This is a genomic window from Kitasatospora sp. NPDC057015 (assembly GCF_042673745.1).
GTDB lineage: Bacteria > Actinomycetota > Actinomycetes > Streptomycetales > Streptomycetaceae > Kitasatospora.
On sequence record NZ_JBHUSG010000009.1, the window covers coordinates 230,558 to 248,169 of the forward strand.

The following is a 17,612-nucleotide window of genomic DNA, read 5'->3' on the forward strand; positions in this document are numbered from 1 at the left end:
CGGGCAGACCCGGACAGCCGGACGACCGGGCGGGCGGGCCGCCTGTCAGGGAGACCCGCCGCAGGCCCGGGGCCGGCTCACATCCGGAAGACGCCGAACGGCCCGGGCGGGGGCAGGGGAGCGTTGGAGCAGGCGGTGAGTGCCAGGCCGAGTACCGTCCGGGTGTCCATCGGGTCGATGACCCCGTCGTCCCACAGTCGGGCGGTGGCGTAGTAGGCGTTGCCCTGCCGCTCGTACTGCTCGCGGACGGGCCGCTTGAACTCCTCCTCGGCCTCGGCGGCCCAGGGCTCGCCGCCCTGTGCCTCCAGCTGGTCACGGCGCACCGTGGCCAGCACCGAGGCCGCCTGCTCGCCGCCCATCACCGAGATCTTGGCTCCGGGCCACATCCACAGGAAGCGGGGTGAGTACGCCCGGCCGCACATCGAGTAGTTGCCGGCTCCGTACGATCCGCCGATCACCACCGTCAGCTTGGGGACCCGGGTGCAGGCGACGGCGTTGACCATCTTGGCGCCGTGCTTGGCGATGCCACCGGCCTCGTACTGCCGGCCGACCATGAAGCCGGTGATGTTCTGCAGGAAGAGGAGGGGGATCCCGCGCTGGTCGCACAACTCGATGAAGTGGGCGCCCTTGAGGGCCGACTCGGAGAAGAGCACGCCGTTGTTGGCGACGATGCCGACCGGGTGGCCGTGGATCCTGGCGAAGCCGGTCACCAGTGTGGCGCCGTACTCGGCCTTGAACTCGGAGAACCGGCTGCCGTCGACCAGTCGGGCGATCACCTCGCGCACGTCGTAGGGCGTCCGCGGGTCCACCGGCACGGCTCCGTACAGGCCGGCCGGGTCGACGGCCGGGGGCTCGGCGGGGGTGAGCGGCCAGGGCCGGGGCGCGCGGGGGCCCAGGCCGGCCACGATCGTCCGGACGATGGAGAGCGCGTGGGCGTCGTCCTCGGCCAGGTGGTCGGTCACGCCGGAGGTCCGGGAGTGCAGGTCGCCGCCGCCCAGCTCCTCGGCGGTGACCACCTCGCCCGTGGCCGCCTTCACCAGCGGCGGGCCGCCGAGGAAGATGGTGCCCTGCTCGCGGGCGATCACCGCCTGGTCGCTCATCGCCGGGACGTACGCGCCTCCCGCGGTGCAGGAGCCGAGAACCGCCGCGATCTGCGGGATCCCGGCGGCGGAGAGCCGCGCCTGGTTGTAGAAGATGCGACCGAAGTGCTCCCGGTCCGGGAAGACCTCGTCCTGCATGGGGAGGAACGCCCCGCCGGAGTCCACCAGGTAGATGCAGGGGAGGCGGTTCTCCAGTGCCACCTCCTGGGCCCGCAGGTGCTTCTTCACCGTCATCGGGTAGTAGGTGCCGCCCTTGACGGTGGCGTCGTTGGCCACCACGACGACCTCGCGTCCGGCGACCCGGCCGATGCCGGCGATGACGCCGGCGGCTGGCGCCGCCCCGTCGTACATCCCGTCGGCGGCGAGCGGGGCCAGTTCGAGGAAGGGCGAGGCCGGGTCGAGCAGGGTGTCCACCCGGTCGCGGGGGAGCAGCTTGCCGCGCGAGGTGTGCCGGGCACGGGCCTTGGCCCCGCCGCCGAGCGCCGCCGAGGCGAGCTTGTCGCGCAGCTCGGCGACCAGCGCCCGGTGGGCGGCGGTGTTCGACCGGAACGCGTCCGAGCCGGGGTCGGCAGCGCTGCCGAGCCGCGGCGCCGGAGCCGCGGCCGCCCCGCCTGTGCTGCCTGCACTGCCGGTGCTGCCGGGTCCGCCCGACGGCGCACCGGATGGGCGCGACGTCGGGCCGACGTTCGGGCCGCCGAAAACGCCGGTCGGTACACCGGCGGTTGAGAAGACCATCCCAAGAGCTCCCTTGCCCTCGGAACCAGGTGGGCCACGGGCAGGATGAGCCGCGTGACCCCCAAGTTAATGAGCGTTAACTCCTGCCGTCAGGTTAACGCGCGATAACCCGACTGTCTACGATGGGCAGCATGTCGAACGTCCCAGCCACCTCCGCGCTCCCACGCCGTGACCAGATCCGCAAGGAAGCGGCGCGGCTGTTCGCCGCCCGGGGCTTCCTGGGTGTGGGCGTGGACGAGATCGGCAAGGCCGTCGGCATCAGCGGCCCCGGTCTCTACCGCCACTTCGCAGGCAAGGACGCGATGCTCGCCGACCTCCTGGTCGGTATCAGCGAGCGCCTGCTGGAGGAGGGCCGGCGCCGGGCCGGCGCCGCGACCCGCGACGGCCGCACCGGCACGGAGGACGCCCTGGACGCCCTGGACGCCCTGATCAGCGGCCACGTCGACTTCGCGATGGATGACCGCGACCTGATCACCTTGCACGACCGGGAGCTGCTGCACCTCAAGGAGGAGGACCGCCGCCGCGTCCGGCGGCTGCAGCGCGGCTACCTTGAACTGTGGGTGGACGTCGTCCGGGAGGCGTTCCCGTCCCTGGCCGGCCCTGCTGAGGAGCCGGTCGCCCGGGCCGCCGTGCACGCCGTCTTCGGGCTGCTCAACTCCACTCCGCACAGCCTCGGCCCGAACGTGCCCCAGGGCGAGTGGGCCGGGCTGCCCCGCGACAGCATGGCGAGGCTGCTGCACAGCCTCGCCCAGGGCGCCTTCGCGGCCGCCGCCCGATCCGCCGGAACGTCCGAGGCGGCCTGAGGCTCCGGAGAGCGGGTCGTCCGCCACGCGCCTGCCCTGCCGGTCGCCCACCTCGTCGCCCCGTCGCCCGGCCGCCCCGGGACGCCCGACCTGCCCGTGAGCGCGGCCTGCGGCCGCCGCCGTGATCGCCCGTCGCCCGCTCGCACTCCCCCCTCCGCGGATCCCCTGCCTCCGCCATCGACGGCTGCCCGCCTGCCGTCCGTCCGTCTGCCGTCCGTCCGACGTCCGGGACCGAGGACCGAGGCTGCCGTCCGAGTTCGCGACCGCGATCGCGCCCGAGACACGACCCCGGGGCCTAGGACCATGGGCTGTCGGGAAGGGGTCGCGGGGCTGGTGCGGGCGCCGGTGTGCGTCGATCACGCTGGTGGGAGGCCGGAGAAGGAATCAGCGGCGCCCGGCGACTGTTGGTGCGTCCGTCGGCCCGAAGGGCCCCCTCGGCTTGCCGGAACGCCGGACCCGGCCGAATCTGCTTGGACGGTCACGCGACGGAATGGTTAGTATCCCTAAATATGTCTGACACTCACGGATCCACGGCGGAGCTACCCCGGGGCGGCGGCATGCGAGGCGGCCGTGCCGCCGGTTCGACCGGCCCGGCCGCGGTGGCCCAGCTCCCCGCGGCGGGTCAGGACGCTCCGGCGGGACAAGCTCCTCCGGCGGCCCCCGTCCCGGCCACGGCCACGGCCCCGCAGGGCGCCGGCCCGGATCCGACGGGCGCCGAGCCGACCGGCCAGGGCTGGCTGCGACGACTCCTCGGCTACTGCTGGCGCTTCCGTCGCAGCGTGCTGCTGTCCTTCGGCGCCTCGCTGGTCGGGATGGCCGTCACGGCCCTCGTGCCGCTGGTCACCAAGTTGATCATCGACGACGTGATCACCGCCCACACCCGCTCCCTGGCTCCGTGGGCGGTGGTCCTGCTGGTCGCCGCCGTGCTGGTGTTCGTCTGCACCCAGATCCGCCGCTACTACGGCGGTCGGCTGGCCCTCGACGTGCAGCACGACCTGCGCAGTGACCTCTTCCGCTCGCTGGGTCGGCTCGACGGCCACCGGCAGGACCGGCTGGACACCGGCCAGGTGGTCGGTCGCGCCACCTCCGACCTGCAGTTGATCAACGGCCTGCTCTCGATGATGCCGATGATGACCGGCTACGTGGTCATGTTCCTGATGTCCCTCGCCGTCATGCTCTGGCTGTCGCCGCCGCTCACCCTGATCGCCCTGGTGATGGGCCCCGCCCTGTGGTGGGTGTCGGTGCTGAGCCGCAAGCGCCTGTTCCCGGCGACCTGGGCCGCGCAGCAGGAGGCCGCGGCCGTGGCGGGCGTGGTCGACGAGGCCGTCGGCGGCGTCCGGGTGGTGAAGGGCTTCGGGCAGGAGGCGCAGGAGCTGGGCAAGCTGGAGGCGGCCTCGCGCGACCTGTTCGCGGCCCGGCTCCGCTCGATCCGGCTGACCAGCCGCTACAACCCCGCCATGCAGGCGATCCCGGCTCTCGCGCAGGTCGCGGTGCTGGCTCTCGGCGGCTGGCTGGCCGTCGAGGGCAAGGTCTCGCTGGGTACGTTCGTGGCCTTCTCCACCTACGTCGCGCAGATGACCGGCCCGGTCCGGATGCTCACCATGGTCATCACCGTCGGCCAGCAGGCCCGGGCCGGTGTCGAGCGGGTGCTGCAGTTGATCGACGAGCGCCCGCTGGTCCGGGAGCGGCCGGACGCGATCACCCTGGACCTGACCCACCCCGCCGCGGCCGACGCCGCCCGGGCCGGCCGGGTCGACGCAGCCCGCGCCGGTCAGGCCGACACCGTGGCGGACACCCCGGCGCTGGAGTTCGACCGGGTCGACTTCCGTTACGACCCGGCCCACCCGACGCCCGTCCTGCACCAGCTCAGCCTGCGGCTCGCGCCCGGCGAGACCCTGGCGCTGGTCGGTTCCTCCGGGTCGGGCAAGTCCACCGTGGCGCAGCTCGTCCCCCGGTTCTACGACCCGTCCGGCGGCGCCGTCCGCCTGTACGGTCACGACCTGCGGGACCTCACGCTGGACTCGGTGCGCGCGGCCGTCGGCATCGTCCCGGAGGAGAGCTTCCTGTTCTCCGAGAGCGTTCGGACCAACATCGCGTACGGGCGGCCGGAGGCGACGGACGAGCAGGTCGAGGCCGCCGCGCGGATCGCCCAGGCGGACGAGTTCGTCCGCGAGCTCCCCGACGGCTACGAGACCAAGGTCGGCGAGCAGGGGCTGACCCTCTCCGGCGGCCAGCGGCAGCGCATCGCCCTCGCCCGGGCGATCCTGACCGATCCGCGCATCCTGCTGCTCGACGACGCCACCTCGGCCGTCGACCCGCAGATCGAGGCGGAGATCCACGACGCGCTGCGCTCGGTGATGGCCGGCCGGACGACGCTGCTGATCGCGCACCGCCGTTCCACGCTGCAGCTGGCGGACCGGATCGCCGTCCTGGACGGGGGCCGTCTGGTCGACATCGGTACCCACCACGAGCTCGACGGTCGATGTCCCCGGTACCGCGCCCTGATCTCCGACCCCGAGGCAGGCCGAAGCCCCGCACCGGCCGCCGACCTGCCCGCCGCCGACGCCGATCCCGCCGATCCCGCGGCCGGTACGGCTCCCGCAGCCGCCACTTCCGCGACCGCCGCTCCCGCGGCCGGTACGGCTCCCGCCGAGGACTCGCCCGCCGCCTCGCCGTTCACCGCCGCGCCGCCCACCAAGGCCCTGGCGAAGGCGGCCCGGACGGCGAGCCCCGACCTGCTGGCCAAGGTCGCCGCGCTGCCCCCCGCCACCGACACCCCGGCTGTCGCCCTCGCCGAGGCCGAGGCCGGCGATCCGGACTTCAGCCTCCGCCGCATGCTCGCGCCGTTCCGCCGCCCGCTCGCCGTCGCCCTGGTGCTGGTGGCCCTGGACGCGGGCGCGGGTCTGGTGCTCCCGATCCTGATCCGGCACGGCATCGACGACGGTGTCACCAAGGGGGCGATGGCCGGGGTCACGGCCGCCGCGCTCGCGGCCCTGCTCGTGGTCGGTCTGGACTGGCTGGTCCAGGCCGGCGAGAACCGGGTCAGCGGCCGCACCGGGGAGCGGGTGCTCTACACCCTGCGGATCAAGATCTTCGCGCATCTCAACCGGCTCGGCCTGGACTACTACGAGCGCGAGCTCTCCGGCCGCATCCTCACCCGCATGACCACCGACCTCGACTCGCTGACCAGCTTCCTGCAGACCGGCGTCGTCACCGCCGTGGTCAGCCTGCTCACCTTCTTCGGGATCTTCGCCGCGCTCCTGATCATCGACGCCGGCCTGGCCCTGGTGGTCTTCGCGGTGCTGCCGTTCCTGATCGTGGCGACGCTGGTCTTCCGCCGGAAGTCCAAGGCCCAGTACGAGATCTCCCGCGACCTGATCAGCACGGTCAACGCCGATCTCCAGGAGAACGTCGCGGGCATGCGGATCGTCCAGGCGTTCCGCCGCGAGGACACCAACACCACGCGCTTCGTCGCCCGGGGCCTGGCCTACCGGGACGCCCGGGTGCGGGCCCAGTTGTACATCTCGCTCTACTTCCCGTTCGTCCAGTTCCTCTCCAGCGTGGCGGCGGCCCTGGTGCTGATCGCCGGCGCCGCCCGGGTGGACGCCGGTACGCTCACCGTCGGCGCACTGGTCGCCTACCTGCTCTACATCGACCTCTTCTTCGCCCCCGTGAACCAGCTCTCGCAGGTCTTCGACGGCTACCAGCAGGCGGCGGTGGGCCTCGGTCGGATCCGCGAACTGCTGCGCACCTCCACCAACACGGCGCCCGCCGAGGACCCGGTGCCCGTCACCGGGCTGCGCGGCGAGATCGACTTCGACGGGGTCGGGTTCGCCTACAACGGCGGTGGCGCGGGCAACCCGGAGGTGCTCTCCGGGGTCACCCTGCACATTCCGGCGGGGCAGACGGTGGCGCTGGTCGGCGAGACCGGGGCCGGCAAGTCGACGCTGGTGAAGCTGGTCGCCCGGTTCTACGACGCGACCGGCGGCACCGTCCGCGTCGACGGCGTCGACATCACCCGGTACGACCTCGCCGAGTACCGGCACCGGCTCGGAGTCGTCCCGCAGGAGGCCTACCTCTTCGCGGGGACGGTGCGCGAGGCCATCGCGTACGGGCGGCCGTCGGCCACCGACGCCGAGGTGCGGGCCGCGGCCCGGGCGGTCGGCGCCGACAAGATGATCACCGCTCTTCGCGACGGCTACGACCACGAGGTCTCCGGCCGGGGGCGCAACCTCTCGGCGGGCCAGCGCCAGCTCATCGCGCTGGCCCGGGCCGAGCTGGTCGACCCGGACGTGCTGCTCCTCGACGAGGCCACGGCCGCGCTCGACCTGGCCACCGAGGCCGCGGTCAACCATGCCGCCGACCGCCTCGCCGGCGGCCGGACCACGCTGGTCATCGCCCACCGGCTGACCACCGCGGAGCGGGCCGACCGGGTGATCGTCCTCGATCACGGCCGGATCGTCGAGGACGGCACCCACACCGAGCTGCTCGCACGAGGCGGCACCTACGCCGGTCTCTGGCGGGCGTTCATCGCCGACGGGCATCCCGCGCCGGAGCCCGTCGGCGGACGGTGAGAGGCGGCGACGGTCGGCGACACCCCACGGCGACGGCCTCGACCGCCCGACGGAGGTGGCGACGGCGGGACGCCGGGACGGCGGAACCGATGACCGGCGCAACAGCGGGCCGGGCGGTGGCGGGCCGCACTCCTCGGTCGGTCAGGCCGCGATCAGCGACGCCAGTAGTGCCGCGGCGTCCACGCCCGACGGCAGGTCGCTGACCTGGCCGTCGCCGACCTCGACTACCCGCCACTCGGCGCCGCCCGCCCGCCGGGCGAGGTCGGTGGTGACGAACCGGCAGCCGAGCGCCCGGACCAGCGGGCGCACCCCGGTCAGATCGGGGTCGGGGGCGTGGCCGGGCGTGTCCGGATGCGGACCGACCAGGACGGGCTCGCCGTCCAGCCACCAGACCCGTGCCTCCGCGGCCCGCCCGTCCGGGGTCCGCGCGAAGTCCTCGAACTGCCGCAGCACCACCCCGCCGGCGAGGAAGTCGTCCTGCAACTCGACGAACCGGGTCACCACCCGTTCCAGCGCCGGCAGGTCGGCGAGTTCCGGCACGTAGCAGGCCTCCGCCCACTCGTGCTTGCGGGACTTGACGTAGTCCTTGACGATCGCCGCGCCCGTCCCGCCGAGCCGTTCGGCGGCGGCCGCCAGCTCCGCGGCCGTGGGCACCTGGCCGGGCGTGGCCAGCGGGATCCAGGTGCTGGCCGGTGTCGCCCCTTCGAAGACCGAGTACCAGCCCGGGAGTTCATGGGCCGAGGTGTAGCCGGCGGGGCTGGTGAGCAGCGCGCCGCCGCGGGCGTCCAGGGCGGCGGCGAAGCGTGCGTACACCGCGCCCGGGATCATCCAGCCGCGGTACCAGAGCGGTCCGATCCCGGCCGGCACCCGGCGGACGGCCGCCTCGGCGTCCCCGGCCAGCAGTGCGTCGTGGTCCACCAGGGCGTGGTCGCCGCCCAACTCCCGGAGCAGGCGGGCCTCCCAGGCGAAGTGCGGGTCCGGCCGCCGTGCGGCGAGCGGATCGGCGGGGAAGAGGATCACGGGTACGGCCATGGGCCACAGCGTACGGAACCGGCCCCGGGCCGGCAGTCGGTTTGCCGCGCGGCACCGGTCTCGGGTGAAGGCCGGCTTGCGGGCGTCGGATCGCCCGGGTGCCTCGGGTCACGGCTTCGCCCGGGAATGCGCTCGACGCCTCCGGGAGCCTCTGCGAGGGTGAGCCGATGCGAATTCTGAAGCGACACCGGAGGCGAACTCCCCGGCAGGCGGCCCGAACCGTGGTGCTCGGCCAGGACGGCTCGGTCTTCCTGCTCCGCTCCGACAACATCGAGGTCGGCGTGCACTGGACGTCGCCCGGCGGCGGCATCGAGCCGGGTGAGACGCCCCGGGAGGGCGCGCACCGCGAGCTGCGGGAGGAGACCGGCTGGACGGATCTGGAGCCGGGCCCCCTGCTCTGCACCTGGGAGCACGACTTCACCTGGCACGGCATCCCCGTCCGCCAGCACGAGCACATCTTCCTGACCCTCGCCCCCCGACGCGGACCGGTCGGCGACGTCACCGCCGCCCACGTCGCGGACGGCATCCTCGGTTGGCGCTGGTGGACCCCGGAGGAGCTCGCCGACGAGCGCGCCGACGCCCTCTGGCCGCCCCAACTTCCCTCCCTGCTGGCCAAGGTGAGGGAGGCGTGGTCGTCCGGTGACGGATCCCTCGCGGTCGTCGAACCGGTCGATCTGGGCTATGTCCCGAACGGCCCGAAGGGTCAGTGGAGTTCACCTGGTCCAGCGAGCCCGGACAGCCCGGACAGCCCGGACGCGCTGAACACCTGAACGCCTGAACGCCTTCCCCCGGGGCTCACTTGCGCCGGGCGCGGGCGGCACCGCGTTTGGCCGGCCCGGTACGCCAGCCGTGCAGTCCGAGTTCACGGTCGTGCAGGGCCTCCGGATCGATGAACACCGACAGCACGGCGTCCGGGAGCTGCTCGAAGCCCAGGCCGGTCGCGGCGATCAGCTGTTCGGTCGGCACGGAGACGGCGATCGCGGACCGCCAGGACGGGAGGACGACCAGGCAGGTGCCCCGGCCCGCCCGGAGCAGTCGGGCGTCCACCCGGACGTACCGGCGTTCTCGCGGGCGGTTCTCGGGTTCGGGCAGGTTGGGCGTGCCACCGATCAGGATGCCGAGCGGAGTCTCGGAGGGTGTCTGCGAGGCTCCGGGACCGGTGGGACCAGTGAGCCCGGTGTGACCGGTAGGTGAGGTGGGGTCGGGCGCACCGGTGCTTGCGGCGGAACGGTCGGGCAGGGACGCCGAGCGCTGCTGAGGAACGTCGCCCGGCCGCCCTTCGCGAGGATGCAGACGACTCAACCGGCGCGCCGGCGAAGGGCGCTTGGGGAGGGGGACGGCCGGAGCCGACCCGGAGGCCGGACCGGCCGGCGGTACGGGCGGCGCGGGCAGGTTCCGCCGGCCCGCCGTGCCCGGTTCCGGCGCCGGTTCACCGGCCGCCGGCGGCCGCCCCGCCGGTCCGGCCGCCCGTGCCGTGGACTCGGCGGACCGTTGCGCCGGGTTGGCCGGGTTGGCCGGGTTCCGCGGGCCCCGCGGGTTTCGCCGGACTTCCGGGGAGAGGTCCGTACCGGCGGTCAGCAGCAGCTCACGGGTCTCGGCGTCGGTCCGGCGGCAGGCGACGGAGAGCTCGGCGATCGTCGCGCCGCGCTCGTACGCGCTCCGGAGCCGGACACCGAGGCCGGCCCGGAGGTTGCGGGCCGTGACCGCGGACGGGCCGGCAATCAGCGCCGCTCCGCTGTCGGCGCCGTCCTCCGCACTGTTCTCCGCACTGTCCTCAGCGCTGCTCTCCGCCCGGCCGTCCGTCCCGTCCTCGACCGGGTGATCCGCCCGGCCGTCCGCCCGGCCGTTCGCCGGCTCCTGGCGCCGTCCGGCGGCGAGGCGCGGCTGCGGGACCGAGGCCGTCGTTGCGGCGCCACCGGGGCCGGCGGCCGCGGCGACGGAGCATTCGGCGCTCGCTCCCGCGGCGGTGGCTGCGGGCTGCGGGCGGTCGGACGCGGTCTGGTCGAGCGGGGTCATCGGCACGGGCCCTCCGAGGTGCGGTTCGGATGATCCTGCCCCACCCCGGGATCAAGCTCCAAGGGGGACCACCGCCCCGGCCCGTCCGATCGATGCGGACTCGCCGGCCCCCCGTCGGCAGTTCCACCGGAGTGCGCCCCTGTCCGAACGACCTCGGATCCCGGTCCGGGAGTGTCACCCGAAGGGGTGGCGCCGAACCGCTGGGCACTCCCCGGTGCGCAGGACCCGGCCGGACCCTGCGGGAGCCCGTCCCGCGGCTCGCGCTCAGGCCCCCGGTGCGACGAAGCCCTTCAGGTCCGCCAGCACGGCGTTGGCGGCGAGCACGCCCAGACCGAGGAACCAGGTCTCGTCCGAGACCGGTCGGGCCTGGCCGGACTTCACCGCGCCGAGGGTCTTCCACAGCGCACCGCCCAGGACGGCGTCCTGGTTGGTCGAACTGGGCGTGCCGTAGACGCCGTAGAAGATCCAGTCGGCGTCGGCCTTGTCGATCTGCTCGGGGCTGATCTCGACCGCGAGCTCCTTGACCTGCTCGATCTTCGGCTGGGGGATCGGGATGTCGGTGAGGATGGTGCCGATGAAGGAGAGCTCGGCGTAGAGGCGGGTCTTGCCCGGCATGAAGCGCAGCGGGCTGACGGAGGGCTTCGTGTCACCGAGCTTGGCCCCGACCGCGGTGGCCGCGTCCTGGTACGCGGCCAGCAGCGCCTTCGCCTCCGCCTGCAGGCCGAACGGACTCGCGTTGAGTGCGAAGTTCTCCTTCCAGGGATAGCCGGGGCGGATCGAGAAGACGGTCGGCGCGATCTTCGACAGCGAGGCGTACTGGTCCTGGGCGCGCAGCTGGCTGCCGAGGATCAGGTCCGGCTTGAGGGCGGCGATGGCCTCCAGGTTGAGGCTGTTGATGGTGCCGACGTTGGCCGGACTGCCGACCTTGTCCTTGAGGTAGGATGGCATGGTCTTCGATCCGTCGGTGTAGACGACGCCGACGGGCTGGATGCCGAGCGAGACGACGTTGTCCAGCTCCCCGGTGTCGAGGACGACGACCCGGACCGGCCTGGCGGGGATGACGCTCTCGCCGAGCGCGTGCCTGATCGTGCGCGGATAGACGCCGGGGGCGGCGTCGGTGCCGAAGGCCTTCATCTGCTCGATCACGGAGGCGTAGTCGTCGCCGCCCTGCTTGACCGACTTCTGGTCGGGGGAGGCCCCGCCGGAGGCCTTCGCGCCGCCGGCGCCCGTCGGGCTGCCCGAACTGCCACAGGCGGTCAGCAGGGAGCCGAGGCCGAGGACGGCTCCACCGCCGAGGCCGGCGGCGAGGAACCTCCGCCGGGTGGTGCGGGAGGTGGTCCGGGCGGTGGTGGTGGGGGCCACGCGATCGCTCCTTCTGAGGCGGCCGGTGGTCGCCGGACGGGGGTGTCGCCGTGCGGTCACCAGGAGGTTTGTTAGGTGAGGCAAACCTATCTCATGGCTCGGAGGGGGTCGGTGGGCGGCTCTGCACGCCTGGGAGAAAACATCTCAAACCAGTGCATAACGGAAAAATCACGGCCCCAAAAATCCTTCGAAACAAAGGATCTAACCTCGATGATCCATGGATCCATGCGCAAAAGTCCAATCCGATGGCTTGAATCGAAGACGGTGGCTGAGATCACCCAGCCCGGCCCTACACAGAACCCGAACCCGTACTTAAGGTGCCGAGGTGGTCGATCAACAGCTCTCGGAGCACGGCAGCAGCGGACGGGCAACGGCGCCCGCCTCCCCGACAGGCACCCAGGTCATCGGCACCACCGGCGACCTCCCCGGACCGGGGGCGACCCCGGGGCAGGCCGGGGACAAGGGCCTACGCGGCAACTCCGTCGGGCTGCTGAGCAGCGTCGTCCTCGGCGTCTCCACGGTCGCCCCGGTCTACTGCCTCACCGCGACCCTCGGTCCGACCGTCACCGCCGTGGGCGTCCAGATGCCCGCGGTGTTCCTGGCCGGCTTCCTGCCGATGCTGCTCGTCGCCTTCGCGTACAAGGAACTCAACAAGGCCTTCCCCGACTGCGGCACCTCCTTCACCTGGACGGTGAAGGCCTTCGGCCCGCGGATCGGCTGGATGGCCGGCTGGGGCCTCACCGTCGCGACCATCATCGTGCTGTCCAACCTGGCGGGCGTCGCGACCGACTTCCTCTACCTGATGCTCGGCGAGATGACCGGCAGCGACGCCGTCGCCGGACTCGGCGACAACACCGCGGTGCACCTGCTCACCGTCGTCACCCTGATCGCCGGCGCCACGGCGATGAGCTACCGGGGCATGACCGCCACCAAGTGGTTCCAGTACAGCCTGGTCGGGCTCCAGCTGGCCGTCCTGCTGCTCTTCTCCGGCATCGCCGTCACCAAGGCGGTGGCCGGCGACCTGCCGCACTCCATCGGCTTCTCCCCGAGCTGGCTCAACCCGCTGGAGGTCGGCTCGTTCAGCGCCTTCACGGCCGGCCTGTCCCTGTCGATCTTCATGTACTGGGGCTGGGACACCTGCCTCACCATGAACGAGGAGACGCTCGGCAGCGCCAAGACCCCCGGCCGGGCCGCGATGATCTCGATGGTCACCCTGGTCACCTCGTACCTGCTGGTCGCCGTCGCCGCCCAGATGTTCGCCGGGGTCGGCGCCGGCGGCACCGGTCTGGGCAACCCCGAGACCGCCGACAACGTCTTCGCGGCGCTGGCCCGGCCCGTCCTCGGCTCGCCCTGGAGCATCCTGCTCTTCCTGGCCGTCGTCGCCAGTGCGGCCGCGAGCCTGCAGACCACCTTCATCCCGGTCGCCCGCACGCTGCTCGCGATGAGCGCCTACCGGGCCGTACCGCCGCGCTTCGGCAGCGTCCACCCCAGGTACCGCACTCCCGGCTACGCCACCGTCGCGGCCGGAATCGCCACAGCCGGCTTCTACGTCGGCATGACGCTGATCAGTGACCACGTGGTCGAGGACACCATCAAGGCCCTCGGCCTGATGATCTGCTTCTACTACGCCCTCACCGCCTTCGCCTGCACCTGGTACTTCCGCCACGAGCTGCGCCGCAGCCTGCGCGACCTGGTCCTCAAGGGCCTCGCCCCGCTGCTCGGCGGCCTGCTGCTCGCCGGTGTCTTCCTCAAGACGCTCACCGACGCCTGGGACACCGGCTACGGCGGCGGCGCGGTGCTCGGCATGGGATCGGTCTTCGTCATCGGGGTCGGCATCCTGCTACTGGGCGCCGTCCTGATGGTCTGGTACAGCGTCTACCGGCCGGAGTTCTTCCGCGGAGAGACCCTCCGCACGGACACCCCGGCCCTCGTCGTGGAGGACTGACGGCGCGGGGCGCCCCGTCGCCCGGTCCCGAACGACTCCGGTCCCGATCGGCTTGGCCCTCGACGGGATCCGCCCCGGCCGGTCCCGGCCGGATCCTGGCCGAGTGCCCGTACCTCCACTACGCTCGACGCCATGAAGCGCTTCGCGTGCCTGAGCTGGTGGCCGTCCTAGGACGGCCACCCCAGACACGACCAGGGCCGTCCGTCCGGACGGCCCTGCTGCTTTTCCTCCCGTGCAGACGGCCCCCGGACGGCCGGCGACCACCGGAGGAGAACCCCGTGACCAGCACCGCCACCACCCACGCAGCCGCCGCGCCCGAGGCCGACCACCCCCACCCCGCCCCGGTACCCGCCCCCGTCGGCTCCGCGCAGCCCGCGGCCGATCCCGGCGATCCGGCCGGCCGGCGCGTCCTGACCGGGGACCGCCCGACGGGGCCGCTGCACCTGGGCCACTACTTCGGCACCCTGCGCAACCGCGTCGGCCTCCAGCGACAGGGCGCCGAACTGTTCGTCGTCGTCGCGGACTACCAGGTCATCACCGACCGCGACATCGCCGACCGCCTGGCCGAACACACCGAGAACCTGGTGATCGACTACCTCGCGACCGGCCTCGACCCCGATCGGGCCACGATCTTCGCGCACAGCGCCGTCCCGGCCCTCAACCAGCTGCTGCTGCCCTTCCTCAGCCTGGTCACCGTCGCCGAACTCAACCGCAACCCCACCGTGAAGGACGAGATCGCGCACTCCCGCCAGTCCGCCGTCAGCGGCCTGATGTTCACCTACCCCGTCCACCAGGCCGCCGACATCCTGTTCTGCAAGGCCGACCTGGTGCCCGTGGGCCAGGACCAGCTGCCGCACCTGGAGGTCGCGCGCACCGTCGCCCGCCGCTTCAACGAGCGCTACGGCGCGGGGATCTTCCCGCAGCCACGGGCCCTCCTCTCCTCCGCGCCGCTGCTCCCCGGTACCGACGGCACCAAGATGAGCAAGAGCCGCGGCAACGCGATCGCCCTGGCCGCGGACGCGGACGAGACCGCCCGGCTCGTGCGCGCCGCCCGGACGGACGCCGAGCGCCGGATCACCTACGACCCGGCCGGCCGCCCCGGGGTCGCCGCACTGGTCCTGCTCGCCGCGCTCTGCCAGGACCGGACGCCCGAGCAGGTGGCCGAGGAGATCGGCGACGGCGGCGCCGCCGCACTCAAGCGCACGGTCACCGAGGCGGTCAACGAGCACCTGCGACCGATCCGCGCCCGCCGCGCCGAGCTCGCCACCGACCGCGGACACATCCGCCGGGTGCTGCGAACCGGGGCCGAGCGGGCCAACACCGTCGCCGACGCGACCCTGACCGAGGTACGGGCCGCCATGGGAGCCGTGGGATCGGCCTGAGCCCGGCCGGGCATACCTTGGTCAGTCGAACGTCACTACCCGGGGAGGAACGCCGATGCCTCAGCACACGCCCGAGCACGCGGCCGAACAGGCGCGTGCGCCGCAGCCGCGGCACCCGGCGCCCCCGCAGGCCGGCCCCCTGCGGGCACTGACCCGTCCGCCGCAACTCCTCCCCGGGGACCGCGTGGCCGTGGTCGCCCCCAGCAGCCCCGTCGAGCCGGAGCGGCTCACCGCCGGCTGCGCCGTGCTGCGCTCCTGGGGGCTGGAGGTCGAGGTGGCACCGCACGTCCTCGACGGCCATCCGGGCCTCGGCCACCTCGCGGGCCGCGACGCGGACCGGGCCGCCGACCTCCAGAACGCCTGGCTCGACCCCGCCGTGTCCGCCGTCATCTGCGCCCGCGGGGGCTACGGCGTGCACCGGATGGTCGACCTGCTCGACTGGGAGGCCCTGCGCGCCGTCCCTCCCAAGGTGCTGGTCGGCTACAGCGACGTCAGCTCGCTCCACGAGGCCTTCGCCCAGCGCCTCGGCGTCAGCACCCTGTACGGGCCGATGGCGTCCGCGGCGACCTTCCTCACGGACGGCCCGACCGCCGAGCACCTGCGGCGCACCCTCTTCCAGCCCGCGACCACGACGGTCCTGACCTCGGCCACCGCGGGCCCGCTGGTACCGGGCCGGGCGCGGGGGATCACGGCCGGCGGCTGCGCCTCCGTCCTGGCGGCCGAACGGGGCACGCCCGGCGCCCGGCCGTCGTTCGCCGGCGCCGTCCTCGTCCTGGAGGACGTCAACGAGCAGCCCTACCAGCTGGACCGCATCCTCACCCAGCTGCTGCGCTCGGGGGCACTGGACGGTGTGGCGGGCGTGGCGCTCGGGTCCTGGGAGGGGTGCGGCCGGCCCGACCGGGTCCGGGAGGTCATGCTCGACCGCCTCGGACCGCTCGGCGTACCGGTGCTCTGGGAGCTCGGGTTCGGCCACGGCCCCTCCAGCCTCACCGTGCCGCTCGGCGTACCGGCCCTGCTGGACGCGGACGCCGGAGCCCTCACCCTCGAAGTGCCCGCCCTGGCGGAACGCCCGCACCGAGTGCCCCGCTGAGCCCGTCGGGCCCGACCGCCCGACCGCCCGGCCGGGCGGTCGGGCGGTCGCCGGTCGGCCGCCTGCACGGACCCGTGCACCGGGAGAGCGTGCTGCCCGGCGCCGGGGTCGGCCCGCTGAGTAGGGTGCGCCCATGTACGACGACACGCTGAACACCGGGACGACCGCACCCCAGGCCCGGCCGGCGGAGCAGGAATCCCGGCCGCCCCTGGACGATCCGCGCGAGCTGACGGCGCACGCCCTCGGACTGATGCGCGGCAGCGGCGGAGCCGGCCGGGTGATCCTCGGCCTCACCGGCCCGCCCGGGGCGGGCAAGTCGACTCTCGCCCGCCACCTGGTCGCGGAGGTCTGCCGTACCGAGGGGCCCGCTGCCGCGGCCTATCTGCCGCTGGACGGATTCCACCTCTCCAACGCACAGCTCGACCGTCTCGGCCTGCGGACCCGCAAGGGGGCCCCGAACACGTTCGACGCGCGCGGCTACGCGGCCCTGCTCCGCCGGGTCGCCGAGGACCGGTTCCACGACATCTACGGACCCGACTTCGATCGCGCGCTGGACGAGCCGGTGGCCGCCCGCCATCTGGTCACCCCGGGAACCCGTCTCGTCGTGACCGAGGGCAACTACCTCGGTACGGCCGGGACCCCCTGGTCCGAGGCCCGCGGACTGCTGCGCGAGCTCTGGTACGTCGACGCCGACGACGCGGTCCGGGACGAGCGCCTGGTGCGGCGCCACATGGCGGGGGGCCAGACCGAGGCCGACGCCCGGCATCGGGTCAGCTCCAACGACCATCCGAACGGCGAGTACGTGAAGGCGGCACGTGACACCTGCACCAGGAGTGTCCGGGTGGCCCGTTTGCCTCAGACCGCCGGTCCGCGTAGTGTTGACTAGTCGCTCGACAGGGAGCACCGGACACGCAGTCTGCGCGGACGGTCCCGGGGCGGCCACTCCACGAAACACCTTCCTCTGCATCGTCATGGGCTTTTCCGCTTCGGCGTATTCCCGTGCGGTTAATTGGCGTGTGTGCGTTTAGTGGATTGGCTTGGATTCGCCTTTCGGGGCGGGGCTGGGCTAGAGTTTGAGCCGTCGGACGGACCGTCAGGTCGGCCCGGTGAAAGCCTCCTGAGGCCGGGAAGCACGAAGGACTCTGCTAGAGTCTGGGAGTGCCGAAAGGCCGAAGGAAAGCGAGTCAGGGAAGCGAAACTCCGGTAAACGGAGCGGAGAACGTCTGATAAGCTGGAAACACGAAAGAACGAAGCGCCCGGAGAGTTCACGAGAGTGGCTCGAAGGAAGTGTCCGTTCCTTGAGAACTCAACAGCGTGCCAAAAGTCAACGCCAGATATGTTGACATCCCCGGCCTCGATCGTTTGATCGGGGTTGGAGATTCCTTTAGTAACAAAACACTAGCGAGGACGCAGTGCGCGGGGCCGCCCTATTCCGGTGGTTGCCGTGCCGCTCAACGCGAGTGCCAGCCTGATTACGGGCAGACATTCACGGAGAGTTTGATCCTGGCTCAGGACGAACGCTGGCGGCGTGCTTAACACATGCAAGTCGAACGGTGAAGCCCTTCGGGGTGGA

General features: G+C 72.9%; 11 protein-coding genes and 1 rRNA gene. 8 read left to right on the top strand and 4 right to left on the bottom strand.

What is annotated here, in order from left to right; all coding sequences use genetic code 11:
* Window positions 1-77: 77 nt before the first annotated feature.
* The gene (locus ACFTWP_RS12250; RefSeq protein WP_380264397.1) at window positions 78-1,835 is read right to left on the bottom strand and encodes a carboxyl transferase domain-containing protein; all 1,758 of its coding nucleotides are present in this window, start codon (window positions 1,833-1,835) and stop codon (window positions 78-80) included.
* A gap of 131 nt (window positions 1,836-1,966) precedes the next feature.
* On the opposite strand from ACFTWP_RS12250, the gene ACFTWP_RS12255 reads away from it, so the two are divergent.
* Together ACFTWP_RS12255 and ACFTWP_RS12260 are read left to right on the top strand one after the other, a co-directional pair.
* A complete protein-coding gene (locus ACFTWP_RS12255) occupies window positions 1,967-2,638 on the top strand; it encodes a TetR/AcrR family transcriptional regulator (protein ID WP_380264398.1) in 672 nt (223 codons plus the stop codon).
* 509 nt (window positions 2,639-3,147) lie between these two features.
* On the top strand, window positions 3,148-7,212 hold the full coding sequence (locus ACFTWP_RS12260; RefSeq protein WP_380264399.1) for an ABC transporter ATP-binding protein: 4,065 nt from the start codon (window positions 3,148-3,150) through the stop codon (window positions 7,210-7,212).
* A gap of 141 nt (window positions 7,213-7,353) precedes the next feature.
* On the opposite strand, the gene ACFTWP_RS12265 is transcribed toward ACFTWP_RS12260, so the two are convergent.
* Window positions 7,354-8,244, bottom strand: a complete 891-nt coding sequence (locus tag ACFTWP_RS12265) for an ATP-grasp domain-containing protein (protein WP_380264400.1) — start codon at window positions 8,242-8,244, stop codon at window positions 7,354-7,356.
* A gap of 167 nt (window positions 8,245-8,411) precedes the next feature.
* Here ACFTWP_RS12265 and ACFTWP_RS12270 point away from each other — a divergent pair, with 167 nt between their 5' ends.
* Entirely contained in the window at window positions 8,412-9,014 is a 603-nt protein-coding gene (locus ACFTWP_RS12270; protein ID WP_380264401.1) for an NUDIX hydrolase, read from the top strand.
* Window positions 9,015-9,039: 25 nt separating this feature from the next.
* Here the strand turns inward: ACFTWP_RS12270 and ACFTWP_RS12275 are convergent, their stop codons facing one another.
* Window positions 9,040-10,266, bottom strand: a complete 1,227-nt coding sequence (locus ACFTWP_RS12275) for a hypothetical protein (protein ID WP_380264402.1) — start codon at window positions 10,264-10,266, stop codon at window positions 9,040-9,042.
* 258 nt (window positions 10,267-10,524) lie between these two features.
* Window positions 10,525-11,622: an ABC transporter substrate-binding protein gene (locus ACFTWP_RS12280; protein WP_380264403.1), complete on the bottom strand. Its 1,098-nt coding sequence runs from the start codon at window positions 11,620-11,622 to the stop codon at window positions 10,525-10,527.
* Between the two features lie 403 nt (window positions 11,623-12,025).
* Between ACFTWP_RS12280 and ACFTWP_RS12285 the strand changes: the two genes are divergently transcribed.
* The 5 genes from ACFTWP_RS12285 to ACFTWP_RS12305 all read left to right on the top strand — a co-directional run.
* A complete protein-coding gene (locus ACFTWP_RS12285) occupies window positions 12,026-13,567 on the top strand; it encodes an APC family permease (protein ID WP_380264422.1) in 1,542 nt (513 codons plus the stop codon).
* Between the two features lie 278 nt (window positions 13,568-13,845).
* Window positions 13,846-14,949: a tryptophan--tRNA ligase gene (gene trpS / locus ACFTWP_RS12290; RefSeq protein ID WP_380264404.1), complete on the top strand. Its 1,104-nt coding sequence runs from the start codon at window positions 13,846-13,848 to the stop codon at window positions 14,947-14,949.
* A 55-nt stretch (window positions 14,950-15,004) separates the two neighbouring features.
* On the top strand, window positions 15,005-16,039 hold the full coding sequence (locus ACFTWP_RS12295) for an LD-carboxypeptidase (RefSeq protein ID WP_380264405.1): 1,035 nt from the start codon (window positions 15,005-15,007) through the stop codon (window positions 16,037-16,039).
* 133 nt (window positions 16,040-16,172) lie between these two features.
* Window positions 16,173-16,925 carry a nucleoside/nucleotide kinase family protein gene (locus ACFTWP_RS12300; RefSeq protein WP_380264406.1) on the top strand — a complete coding sequence of 251 codons (753 nt, stop codon included), beginning with the start codon at window positions 16,173-16,175 and terminating at the stop codon, window positions 16,923-16,925.
* Between the two features lie 599 nt (window positions 16,926-17,524).
* Window positions 17,525-17,612: ribosomal RNA gene (locus ACFTWP_RS12305) — 16S ribosomal RNA — on the top strand; the annotation flags it as partial.